Source organism: Afipia sp. MLSD5-FHT05B12, from assembly GCF_058793355.1.
Map to the genome: position 1 here is coordinate 78,905 of NZ_JBXAFS010000013.1, position 12,227 is coordinate 91,131.

General features: G+C 61.7%; 10 protein-coding genes and 2 tRNA genes. 5 read left to right on the forward strand and 7 right to left on the reverse strand.

Annotated elements, in window-relative coordinates; translation table 11 throughout:
* Positions 1–154 precede the first annotated feature (154 nt).
* The 3 genes from AC1Q6J_RS16785 (at position 155) to AC1Q6J_RS16795 (ending at position 6,077) form a co-directional block, all read left to right on the forward strand.
* The gene (locus AC1Q6J_RS16785) at positions 155–3,265 is read left to right on the forward strand and encodes an efflux RND transporter permease subunit (protein ID WP_492280386.1); all 3,111 of its coding nucleotides are present in this window, start codon (positions 155–157) and stop codon (positions 3,263–3,265) included.
* 60 nt (positions 3,266–3,325) lie between these two features.
* Positions 3,326–5,254 (forward strand): ABC transporter ATP-binding protein/permease, encoded by a 1,929-nt coding sequence (locus tag AC1Q6J_RS16790; protein ID WP_492280354.1) that lies wholly within the window; start codon positions 3,326–3,328, stop codon positions 5,252–5,254.
* Positions 5,255–5,321: 67 nt separating this feature from the next.
* Positions 5,322–6,077 carry a tRNA-uridine aminocarboxypropyltransferase gene (locus AC1Q6J_RS16795; protein ID WP_492280355.1) on the forward strand — a complete coding sequence of 252 codons (756 nt, stop codon included), beginning with the start codon at positions 5,322–5,324 and terminating at the stop codon, positions 6,075–6,077.
* Between the two features lie 39 nt (positions 6,078–6,116).
* On the opposite strand, the gene AC1Q6J_RS16800 is transcribed toward AC1Q6J_RS16795, so the two are convergent.
* From AC1Q6J_RS16800 to AC1Q6J_RS16830, 7 genes are all read right to left on the reverse strand, one after another.
* Positions 6,117–7,649, reverse strand: coding sequence for a porin (locus AC1Q6J_RS16800; protein ID WP_492280356.1), 1,533 nt, complete (start codon positions 7,647–7,649; stop codon positions 6,117–6,119).
* A gap of 121 nt (positions 7,650–7,770) precedes the next feature.
* Positions 7,771–7,932, reverse strand: coding sequence for a hypothetical protein (locus tag AC1Q6J_RS16805; RefSeq protein WP_492280357.1), 162 nt, complete (start codon positions 7,930–7,932; stop codon positions 7,771–7,773).
* A gap of 25 nt (positions 7,933–7,957) precedes the next feature.
* The gene (locus tag AC1Q6J_RS16810) at positions 7,958–8,254 is read right to left on the reverse strand and encodes a hypothetical protein (protein ID WP_492280358.1); all 297 of its coding nucleotides are present in this window, start codon (positions 8,252–8,254) and stop codon (positions 7,958–7,960) included.
* 121 nt (positions 8,255–8,375) lie between these two features.
* Positions 8,376–8,450 (reverse strand) — tRNA-Asn (locus AC1Q6J_RS16815).
* A 107-nt stretch (positions 8,451–8,557) separates the two neighbouring features.
* Positions 8,558–8,631 (reverse strand) — tRNA-Cys (locus AC1Q6J_RS16820).
* 143 nt (positions 8,632–8,774) lie between these two features.
* Positions 8,775–9,038, reverse strand: a complete 264-nt coding sequence (locus AC1Q6J_RS16825) for a hypothetical protein (protein ID WP_492280359.1) — start codon at positions 9,036–9,038, stop codon at positions 8,775–8,777.
* A complete protein-coding gene (locus tag AC1Q6J_RS16830) occupies positions 9,035–9,700 on the reverse strand; it encodes a hypothetical protein (RefSeq protein WP_492280360.1) in 666 nt (221 codons plus the stop codon). The genes AC1Q6J_RS16825 and AC1Q6J_RS16830 overlap by 4 nt, the downstream gene beginning before the upstream one ends.
* 164 nt (positions 9,701–9,864) lie before the next feature.
* Here AC1Q6J_RS16830 and AC1Q6J_RS16835 point away from each other — a divergent pair, with 164 nt between their 5' ends.
* A complete protein-coding gene (locus AC1Q6J_RS16835; RefSeq protein ID WP_492280361.1) occupies positions 9,865–10,530 on the forward strand; it encodes a protein-L-isoaspartate O-methyltransferase family protein in 666 nt (221 codons plus the stop codon).
* A 212-nt stretch (positions 10,531–10,742) separates the two neighbouring features.
* Entirely contained in the window at positions 10,743–12,155 is a 1,413-nt protein-coding gene (locus AC1Q6J_RS16840; protein WP_492280362.1) for a TolC family outer membrane protein, read from the forward strand.
* Positions 12,156–12,227 lie beyond the last annotated feature (72 nt).

The following is a 12,227-nucleotide window of genomic DNA, read 5'->3' on the forward strand; positions in this document are numbered from 1 at the left end:
ACGCGGCGCAAGCCGTCACCCTGAGGTGGCGAAGCGCAGCGAAGCCCTCGAAGGGCGGCGGCGTTTCATGGCCATCATCCTTCGAGGCTCGCAAGGGCTCGCACCTCAGGATGACGCCGTTGTTGTCTTCATCCAAACTCCTCATGTCCTAGCCATGGCGTCACTCTCCGAACCATTCATCCGCAGGCCCGTCGGCACCACACTGCTGGCCATCGGCCTGTTTCTGGTCGGAGCAGTCGCCTATAACTTCCTCCCGGTTGCGAGCATTCCCTCGGTCGATTTCCCCTCGATTCGGGTCTCGGCGTCTCGCCCCGGTGCCGATCCAACGATCATGTCCTCCACCGTCGCAGCACCCCTGGAGCGGCGGCTTGGGGAAATCGCCGGCATTGATCAGATCACATCAACGAGTTCGCTCGGCACGACCAGCATCTCGTTGCAATTTGCTATCGGCCGCAATATCGACCGCGCCGCGCGCGATGTGCAGGCTGCGATCAATGCCTCGCTCGCGGATTTGCCGAGCGATCTGCCGACATTGCCGAATTTCCGCAAGGCCAATCCCGCAGCGGCTCCGGTGCTGATCATCGCGCTAACCTCGAAGACCATGCTGCCGAGCGCGATTTATGACGTCGCGGACACGGTCGTCGCCCAGCGCATCTCACAGGTGCCGGGGGTAGGCGAGGCAACGGTAAGTGGCGCGGATCAGCCCGCCATTCGCGTCCAGCTCAATCCCGGTGCGCTGGCGACAGCGGGCATCGCCAGCGACGATGTCCGCACTGCCATCGTCAACGCCAATGCGATTGGCCCGGTCGGAGCCTTCAACGGTCCGGTCCTCGGCGAAACGCTCGCCGCCAACCCGCAGATGCGCACGGCCGCTCAGTTCCGCGATATCATCATCAAGTCGTCCAGCGGAAATTTCGTGAAGCTTGCCGACGTCGCCACCGTCCTCGATGCGACGCGCAACAGCCGCTCCATCGCTTGGTTCAACAAGCAGCCCGCCGTTCTGATCCTGATTACCAAGCAGCAGGACGCCAACGTCATCGACACCGTGGATCGGGTGAAAGCGTTGCTGCCCGAACTGAAGCAATGGATTCCGGGCGGTGTGGAGATTTCGATTCTCTCGGATCGCACTGGAACCATCCGCGCCAATGTCGAGGATATGGAGTGGACGCTCGGAGCGACGGCATTCCTGGTCATGCTGGTGGTGTTCGTGTTCGTGCGCCGGATGACGCCGACCATCGCGGCGGGCATTTCCGTGCCGCTGGCACTGGCGGGGACCTGCGCCCTGATGTGGGTCGCAGGCTTTTCGATCAACAACCTGTCACTGATGGCTCTGGCGGTCTCGGTCGGCTTCGTGGTCGACGACGCCATCGTCATGATCGAGAACATGTACCGCAATCTCGAGGAGGGCATGAAGCCTTATCAGGCCGCGCTGCTGGGAGCGAAACAGATCGGCTTTACGGTGCTGTCGATCAGCATTTCGCTGGTGGCTGCGTTTACGCCGCTGATCTTCATGGAGGGCATTATCGGTCGGCTGTTCCGCGAATTCTCGCTGACGCTTACCTTTGCCATTCTGGTGTCGATGGGGGTGTCGCTGACCGTAACGCCGATGATCTGCGCGCACTACATCAAGTCCACGGTTTCGCCGGACGCGACATGGTTCGACAGGGTGGTCGAGGGCGGCCTGTCGCGTATCTTGCGGTTTTATGAGCGGAGCCTGCACGTCGTGCTGCGTTTTCCGATACTCACCCTGCTGGTGTTTGTCGCTACCATCGCACTGACGGTGACGCTCTACATCAAGACGCCGAAGGGTTATTTTCCGACGGATGATAGCGGCCTCGTGATCGGCGCGACGCGCGCATCGCCCGATGTCTCGTTTCAGGCCATGCTCGGTCTCCAACAGCGGATCGCGGACATCGTGATGGCCGATCCCGCTGTCGCGGGCGTCGGATCGAGCCTTGGCAGCAGCGGCGGGCCGGGCGGGGGCGGTTCCAACACGGGCCGCATGTTCATCAGCCTGAAGGACCTCGACCAGCGCGGTGGCTTGTCGACGACGCAGGTGATCGATCGTCTCCGACGAAAACTCGGCGCGGTGCCGGGTATCCGGCTGTTCATGTTCGCAGCGCAAGATTTGCGGGCAGGCGGACGCCAGAGCGACTCCAACTACCAGTACACGCTCATCAGCTCGGATCTGGAGTTGCTGGCAAAGTGGGCGCCCATTGTCGCGAAGAGATTCGAAACCGTCGAAGGCATCACGGATATCTCGAGCGACCGCGACGCCGCCGGTCTGGCGCTGAACCTGTCGATCGACCGCAAGACGGCCGCGAGCCTCGGCGTGCAGGTTCAGGACATCGATAACGCCCTGAACAATGCATTCTCGCAGCGGCAGATATCGACCATCTATACCCAGCGTAACCAGTACAAGATCGTTCTGGAGGTTGAGCCGCGGCTACAGGGTGATCCCGCGGCGCTCGAGAAGATCTATGTCGCTGGTGCGGGGGATGCTCAGGTGCCGCTGTCAGCGGTCGTGCGGATGGAACGCGGCCTGTCGCCGCTGTCTGTTTTCCATCAGGCGTCGTTCCCATCGAATACGATCTCGTTCAATGTCCCTGACAACGTGCCGCTGCAAACCGCGACCGACAACATCCTGCGCGCGGTCGAGGAGTTGCACATGCCCGAAGGCATTCGCGGCGAGTTCGCCGGCAACGCCGCCGACAGCCAGAAGACAGCGAGCAAACAGCCGCTGCTTATTCTCGGTGCGCTGATCGCGGTCTACATCGTTCTGGGCGTTCTGTATGAAAGCCTCGCCCACCCGCTGACGATCATTTCGACATTGCCTCCGGCCGGGCTTGGTGCGCTGCTGGCGTTGCAGATCACCAACACGCCGCTGACGGTGATCGCGTTTATCGGGATCATTCTGCTGATAGGCATCGTGAAGAAGAACGGCATCATGATCGTCGACTTCGCTCTCGAGGGCGAGCGGCATCGCGGCCTGTCGTCGGAGGATGCTATCTTCGAGGCCAGCCTCGCGCGGTTCAGGCCGATCATCATGACGACGATGGCGGCGCTGCTCGCCGCGGTGCCGCTGGTGGTGGCGGTCGGGCCGGGGACAGAGCTGCGCAGGCCGCTCGGCATCACCATCATCGGCGGGTTGATCGTCTCCCAAATCCTGACGCTCTACACGACGCCGGTGATTTATCTCTTGATCGACAGGCTGCGCGGCCGGGAGCGACACGCGCCGGTGACGGACGCCGCACCTGCCGAATAGCCGATTTGTGGCAGCGCACTTTGCTCGGGAACTTTGGGGTTCCACTGGCGTTGGGCCGGTATGAATAAACCGACGATTCAAGACGTTGTCGCGGAGACTGGAGAGCCGGTTGAAGCGCCACCGCCCGAAATGGTTGAACCCGAACCTGGGCTGTCGGTCGAGGAAATCGAACAGCTCAAACGCGATTATCTGCTGACCCGTTTCTGGATCAGCGCGCGCGGCTTTTGGGGCGCGGGCGGAGGCCGTCTGGCGTGGGTTCTGAGCATCGGCCTGATCGCACTGATCGTTCTGCAAATCACGTTTCAGTATGGCATCAACGTCTGGAACAGGTTGATCTTCGACGCCATCGAGAAGAAGGATGCCGCCAAGGTTTTCTATCTGACCGGGATATTCTTTCCGCTCGCGATTGGCAGCGTTGCTCTCGGTGTCGTGCAGGTCTTTGCTCGCATGACCATTCAGCGGCGCTGGCGCGCGTGGTTGACGAACTCCGTCGTGTCGCGATGGCTGACCAATGGCCGCTACTATCAGCTCAATCTGGTCGACGGCGATCACAAGAATCCCGAATACCGAATTGCCGAGGATCTGCGGGTTGCGACCGACGCGCCGGTGGATTTCGCCGCCGGTGTCACACAGGCGTTTCTCTCGGCGGCCACCTTCATCGTCGTGTTGTGGACCATCGGTGGCGCGCTGACATTGTCCGTCGGGGGCAGCACCGTCATCGTCCCGGGATTCCTCGTCATCGCGGCCGTCGTGTACGCGGCGATTGCCAGCGGCTCCATGACGATCATTGGCCGGAACTTCGCGTCCGTATCCGAGAGCAAGAACCAGGCGGAGGCTGAATACCGCTACGTGTTGACCCGTGTGCGCGAGAACGGCGAGAGCATCGCACTGCTTGGCGGCGAGGAGGAAGAACGCGCGGGTATCGACAAGTCCTTCGGGAACGTCCTGCGGCAATGGGCGAGGATATGCGGCCAGCACATGCGAACCACGATTGTGTCGCAAGGGTCAAGCCTGATTGCGCCGGTGATTCCGATCCTGCTCTGCGCGCCGAAGTTTCTGGAAGGAAGTATGTCGCTGGGACATGTCATGCAGGCGGCATCGGCATTCACGATCGTGCAGGCTGCTTTCGGCTGGCTGGTGGACAATTATCCGCGTCTTGCCGAATGGAACGCGGGCGCGCGGCGCATCGCATCGCTGATGATGTCGCTCGACGGCCTCGAGCGCGCCGAAACCGGCGATGGCGTCAACCGCATCGAACGGGGAGAGACCGAGGGCGACGCCATGCTGCGCTTGAGCGAACTGTCCGTCACGTTGAACGACGGCACGGCTGTCGTTGGGGAGTCGGAGGTGGTGATTGAGACCGGTGAGCGTGTTCTTGTTGCCGGCGAATCTGGCACCGGAAAGAGCACGCTGGTGCGTGCCATTGCCGGGCTCTGGCCATGGGGCAGCGGCAGCATCGATTTCCATCCGGATCGCCGGATTTTCATGCTGCCGCAGAAGCCTTACGTCCCGACGGGAACATTGCGGCGCGCGATTGCCTATCCTGGCGCCGCCGAGGACTGGACGGCCGAACAAATGGCGGCGACGCTCAAAAAGGTCGGGCTCGCACACCTGAAGGAAAAGCTCGAAGAGGACGCGCCGTGGGATCAGACGTTGTCGGGCGGCGAAAAGCAGCGGCTGGCGTTCGCGCGGTTGCTTCTGCACCGGCCCGAGATCATTGTCCTTGATGAAGCAACGTCGGCGCTCGACGAGCCCGGGCAGGACAAGATGATGGAGCTGCTTCAGAAGGAACTGAACGACGCCACGATCATCAGCGTCGCGCATCGCCCCGAGCTGGAAGAATTCCACAGCCGCAAGATCACGCTTGAGCGCCGCAAGGGAGGCGCGAAACTCGTCAGCGACATCGATCTGATCCCGCGCGACGGCAAGCGGCGTTTACTGGGTGGATGGCTTCGGCACCGGCGGTCCCCGAAGCCCAAGGAGGCCTGATCGAATTGTCCTCCAAGGCGATGCCTGACGGTTGCCGTGACATGGTGCGCAGCGTATAGCCGGACACATGTCAAAAGCCGCCAAAGCCAAACCAGCCGCCGATGCGCCCGAGGAGATCGAGGAATGCGCTCGCTGCGGCAAGCCGTTGCCGCTGTGCATCTGCGACAGCATCACGCCAATCCCTAACCGGATCGAACTGCTGATCCTGCAACACCCGCAGGAACAGGACAGGGCACTTGGTACCGCGCGGTTGACTGCTCAGCATTTCGAGAGGGCAACACTCAAGATAGGCCTGTCGTGGCCGAGTCTGTCCAAGGCGCTCGGACGCGATGTCGATCCGCAGCGCTGGGCCGTGCTTTATCTCGGGTCGGCCAAGGTTGCCGATCTCGCCACGGATCGCGACCTGGTCGCCATCAACCGCAAGGGCGAGATCGAGGATCATCAGCGAGCGATCCTGAAGGACATTGAAGGCGTGGTGCTGCTTGACGGGACGTGGAGTCAGGCCAAGGCGCTGTGGTGGCGCAACGCGTGGATGCTGAAATGCCAGCGCGTTATTCTTGGACCGGCGCACCCCTCGCTTTACGGCAAGCTGCGCAAGGAGCCGCGCCGCGACGGCCTGTCGACCATCGAGGCTGCGGGAATGGTTCTCAGCAGGCTGGAGGGGCGCGCGGAGATCGAAACAGAACTCAATGCGACGTTCCAGCGGATGCTGAAACAGTATCGCGCCGTGCAGGCGGACATGCCGGAACTGGCTCCGAAGCCGAAGAAGCGCGACTACCGGCGTCCGGAAAACCGGCGCGGGAAGAAATCGCTGCGGTCATAAGCGCGGCGGTGAATGGCGGCGTTCTCCAGCCGTGCTTGGTCAGAAGGTCCGGCGAACGCCGACGCTGCCCGAGATCACACCCTGATCCTTGAAATCATAGACGGCGGTCGGCTTGAACGTGCCGGTCAACGGGCCGGGGTTCGCCAGCGTTTGCGAGCCGGTATGCGACTGGTCGAGCACGGTGTACATGACCTCCGCCGAGAGCGTCAGGTTCTTGACCGGAGTCCATGCGGTGCGGGTGCCGATCTGCCAGATGTTGAAGTCCGGATTGCATGTGAAGCCGTTCGATTTCGGCGACAGCGCGGTGAACGTGGCGCAAAACGCCGCGGTGGCGTTCGCATTGTATTCGATATGGGTGTAGCTGCCGAACACGCCGGTCTGCCAGGTGGGTGACCAGTTATGCAGAAAACCGCCACGGAAGCCCCATCCTGTCGTTTTCTCGATCCGGCTGCCCGTTGTGTAGACGCCGTCTAGCAACGACAGCACCGCCATACCCTGATAGCTGCCGGCGAAATTCGTTGAACCGCTAAACGCGTCGAAGCTGCTGCCGGTCACGCCGCTGATGAGATACTTCGCCGCGCCGTCGACATAGGTGACGTCCAGCGACAGCTTGTCGCCGGGGCCGGTCGGCAAATCCTTCAGTTGAAGGCCGCCCATGACAGCAAAGCCCCAGACATCGTCCGGATGGCCATCTGTTTCGACAGAGGCCACACCGCCGGGCCCGGCGTAGTAGTTGGCATGGACGTTATGGGCTGCCGCGGACAGTTGCGCAGTGAAGGATTTCTGGTCGATCCGGATATTTCCAACGAAATCCGGAGCGACGTTGCCGCCATAGGAGTTGGTGAAGACACCGCTGAATACGCCCGTCGCAGGTTGCGTCAGGCTGGCATTGAGCAGCGGTGCGCGATTGATGACGCGATTGTCTTCCACGGCCACCTGCGCCGAAACGCCATTGCCGAATTCCCACGCATAGGCGAGCTGCGTGATGCCGTTGATGTTGTCATAACCGCCGATCAGAAACGACGTGCTGCTGTTCGCGCCGGATGAGCCCCACGGAGTCTGGAAGACAGAAAGCGCCTTGCCGATGGTGAAGCCCGCGAACTGAACGAAACCGTAGTCCAGCGTGATCACGCCGCTCGACGGCCCGGCGCCGGTATCGAACTGGAATCTCGGATTCATGTAAGTGCGCACCACGCCATACTCGGTCTGTGTGCGGGTCTCGATCTGAAGCTCCGTGCGCACGCGCGACGTGAAGTAGTCCCGGTCGCGTGACTTGGTCCCTTCGGCGTTGGCCTGATCCCATCCGGGCTTGTTGTAGTTGCCGCCCAACACGTTGGCATCGGCGCGCACATAACCGCTGAGCTTGATGCAGGTATCGGTGCCGGGCATGTAGTAATAGCCCGCGCCGTAGAGAGAGCAGATCTTCACGTACTGGACGGGCTTCGCCTTGACCGGCAGATCGGCCGCCGATACGGCCGTAATTGTAACGAGGCTCACGGCCGCGCCAAGCAACAGGATTCTGCCTGCGTATGCCGGCTTCTTGGTGCCGCCCACTGAATGGATGGTGCCCATCGACTCAGCCCCGTCATGGTGACTTTGGCGGATTGTTATCGAGCGATGAGATGACGGCAAGTGCAGGGAAGCCACAAGGCTCGCCGGTATGAGGTGGTGACGGGAACTCGCAGCAGCCGCGTCAGCGCCAGCCGGCATTCTGGATCAGCAGCACACCCACGATCACCGCCAGCGTCACAGCCGTAGCGATCAGCATCGATCGCCCGCCCATGCCACGGCCGATCCACCACAGCAGGGCTGCGCCCATCACAACCGGAACAATAATGTCGAGGGGTGTGCTCATTCGCGGGTTTCCACGACGTGCGCAGTCAGGCCTTCCGGCCCATCCATTTTCGCTCGATCCAGCCAAGCGCTTTGGCGAGCGGTGGTTGCAGGAGCGGCACATCCTGAGCGATCAGCAACAGGCCAAGCGGCAGCATCCACAGGCCCAGAATCGGCAGGAAGCTGAAAATGCCGCCAACGATCAGCAGCAGGGCGAGTGGAATGCGGACCCATTGCGATGACGGCTCGCGCACCCAGCGCACGAAACGGGCGCCTTTTTCGGGAAGCCGCGCTGCGATCCAGTCGAAATGACGGTCGAGTTCGGCTCTTGCTTCTGCGCTCACGTAAAACCTGCCTGTTCCATTCCGGGAGCGCCCCGCGGCCCGTTACAGGAGGGAGCTATATACGCGGACGATCCCGCGCAAGTTGCGCGAGGCGGGCAGGTCGGTAAGTGATTGATTTGATTGGCTCCCCGGGCTGGATTCGAACCAGCGACCATTCGATTAACAGTCGAATGCTCTACCGCTGAGCTACCGAGGAATACTGCTGAAGCAGCAATGGGGCCGCCTATACCAAAGGCCCCGAGTCTTGCAAAGCGCTAATCGCTTAAAAATGACAGCGGTTAGACGGGTCAATTAAGAGAGTATTGGAGGCCACGACCAGAATTGAACTGGTGTACACGGTTTTGCAGACCGTTGCGTAACCACTCCGCCACGTGGCCTCACAGGCCGGACTAGTTACAAGGGCCCAAGCCCTTATGCAATCGTCCCGTGGCGGAACGGGTCGATTCCGGCCACTTAGCGGGCCGAATCCGCTTCCGATGGTGAATTCGGCGATAGCGCCGGTATTTTTACGATCCGCTCTTTATGATCCGCTCTTGGCATTGCTGGCCGCAATCACCTTCATGAGGTCTGCAACGGGAAAGCCGCTCCGATTCATGGTGCATAGAACGTCGATCATCTGGTCGCTCGGCTCGTTCGCCGACATCAGAGCGGCGCGGACTTCAGACGGCAGATCGTCGAACTCGTCCATCTGCCGCCGCATCGTCGACAGTCTGCTCGCAGAGAGGTCTCCCTGTTCGGAGCTTGGCGCGGCTTTGCCCGCCGGCGTTGTTTGATCCCGCTTCATTTGAATGTGTTCGCTGCCACGTCGTAGGTCCAGGTCAGGCGTCCGTTGGTGAAAACCACCGAGCGAAATCCGAGATCGCGCGCCTTGTTGAAGATATTCCCGGATCTGGCGAGGTTGAGAACCGTCGGCCGATCCATCTTGAAATACTTGTAGTTCAGCACCGTCTCTTGGTCGCCGGATGTGCCGATGTCCATCGCAAGTCCCCTGCGGAGCATCTGCTTGCTGGTCGTGACCGCGAACTGTTTGCGGCCCTCGACGTTCCCGGAAAGCGAATCGAGCCGCGCGCTGACATTGGTCGCGCCGTGTTTGCGGACGTATTCGCGCTCATTCTTCTGCATCGCTGCCAGCAGTTTCTTCGCGCGCGGAGCTTCGGGCGCGGAATCATCGATTTTTCCGAGATCGGCTTTGGCGGCATAGTAATCGGCCAGGGCGGGAAGTTTCTGTGTCCGCTTGGCCGAATAGTCGCCCAGCGCCTTCATGATGGCGGCGGCGCGTTCGACCACCTTCTTGCGCTTCGGCGCGGGCTGATCGGAGGTAGCTGCAACTGCGGGCGCCGCAGTCTGTGCCGCCGCCGGCGCAATGCTCGCACCAATCAGCAATACAGCGAGCGGCAGGCCGCAAAGCCGCATGCGGAGAGGGGGTCTTGTCGTGCTGCTTGTCATGTGCCCCCAATTCAACAACGTAGATGCCATTACCACCAGCGGCCTCATACCATAACCGGACTTGCAGGCTTGCATCGTGTGCGGCCTTGCAGCAAATATGTGCCGCGCTGGCCACACTCTGCTGGCTGATGATCCATTCGGTGTTCCTGTCTTGAGGCTATCCCATGACTGATTTCACGACCTCTCGGCAGTACATGGTCGACTGTCAGGTGCGGCCGAGCGATGTGACCGATCTGCGGATCATCGACGCTATGCTCGCCGTGCCGCGAGAGAATTTCGTCCCGGAAAGCAAGCGCCTCATCGCCTATCTGGATATCGATATCGATGTCGCGGCGGATGGTCGGCCGAAGCGCTGCCTCATCAAGCCGGCGGTGCTCGCGAAAATGCTCCAGGCTGCCGCGATCACCGAAACCGACCGTGTCCTGGTGGTCGGTTGCGCCACCGGCTATTCGGCGGCTGTGGCGGCGCGCCTCGCAGGACAGGTATTTGCCACCGAGCCCGATTCGGCACTGGCTGCTGCGGCTGCGCGAAATCTGGCTGATCTGGGCCTTGCCAATGTGACTGTCAGCACGGCCGAGCCAGCCGAGGGCCAAAACGCCCACGCGCCATACGATGTCATCGTCATGGACGGCGCCACCGAGGTGGAACCTCATAAGCTGTATGAGCAGTTGAAGATGGGCGGGCGGCTGGTGGGCGTGTTCGCGACCAGCCAGCCCCCGCGCGCCACATTAATCGCCCGGTCACCGGCCGATTTTGGCAGCCGGGTGCTTTTTGACGCCTCAGCGCCGGTTTTGACCGGCCTAGAGCGTCGTCCAGCCTTCACGTTCTAGCTTTCGGCACTCGTTTTTAGGTTTTCTTTCCCAGAATTGGAGCAGGTGTGGCAGCAATGTCCCAGCCTGACTGTTTCGACGGCGGCCGGGCTGAAAGGGTTTCACCCCGGCTTGGCGATGCATAGACTTACGCGGAACGGGCACAGACGACTCAGCTACCCGGCTTTCGCGCGCCCTGATGGTGAGTGAATCCGGTTTGGGGACAAGAAGTAATGCAAGCTAGATACCGGAAGAAACTCAGTGCGGGTGTCGCTCTGGCGACTCTCCTGCTGTGCCCTGTCATGACCGTCCCGGTCATGGCTGACACGATCGAGGCCGCGCTGGTCCGCGCGTATCAAAACAACCCGCAGCTTAACGCGCAGCGTGCATCGGTCCGCGCCACCGATGAAAGCGTGCCGCAGGCGTTGTCCGGTTATCGTCCGCGTGTCGCGGTGACCGCCAGCGCGGGAACGCAGTACACCGAAACGCAGACCAATACGCAGGTCGGCGGGCGGCTCAGCGAAATCGGCCTCCGAGGCGTGAACGCGCCGCGCTCGGTGGGCGCGACGATCAGCCAGACGCTGTACAACGGCGGCCAGACCGGCAATCGCACGCGTGCCGCTGAAAGTCAGGTTTCGGCTGCGCGCGAAGGCTTGCGCGTGCTCGAACAGACCGTGCTGTTCTCGGCTGCGACCGTGTACATGGATTACCTGCGCGACTCGGCGATCGTCGAGGTGCAGAAGAGCAACGTCCGTGTGCTTGAGCAGACCCTCAAGCAGACCCGTGATCGCTTCAATGTCGGCGAAGTGACGCGCACCGACGTCGCCCAGTCCGAGGCTCAGCTTGCCGCGGGCCGGACGCAGCTTCTGACAGCGGAATCCAATCTGACGACGACGCGCGCGAACTTCCGCCGCATCATCGGCAACGAGCCTTCCAACCTTGCCGCCGGATCGCCTGTCGACCGCTTTCTGCCGCCCACGCTGGCCGGCGCGGTCGATCTCAGCCTTATCGAGAATCCGAACATCACCGCTGCCATGTACGGCATCGACGTCAGCTTCCTTCAGGTAAAGGTCAATGAAGGGGCGTTGTTCCCGACCGTGACCCTGCAAGGCAGCGTGCAGCAGTCCTATGAAAACACGATGGCCAATTACAAGGCGTTCGGCGCATCCGCCGTCGCACAGTTGACCGTGCCGGTCTATCAGGGCGGCGCCGAATACTCGCTGATCCGCCAGTCGAAAGAAACGCTGGCGCAGCAGCGCCTCAATCTCGAACAGGTTCGCGACCAGACCCGCGCCACTGTCGCACAGGCCTGGGGCCAGCTTGTTGCCGGCAAGGCGCAGGTGCAGTCGGCGCAGTCGCAGGTGACGGCATCGGAGATCGCCTTGAACGGCGTTCGCGAAGAGGCGAGGGTCGGGCAGCGCACCACGCTCGACGTCCTCAACGCTCAGCAGGCGCTGGTGAATGCACGCGTCGCACTTGTGACGGCGCAGCATGACCGCGTCGTTGCATCCTACAGCGTGTTGAACTCCGTAGGACGTCTGTCGCCGACCGTCCTGAAACTCGCCACCAACGTCTATGATGCGAGCGTCCACTATCATCAGGTTCGCGATAGCTGGTTTGGCGTGCGGACACCGGACGGCCGCTAACTTGAATTGGCATTCGCGTCGTGACCCTGCATTCGGGTCCGGCGCAGATGTCGAATGAGTTCACCGGACCGC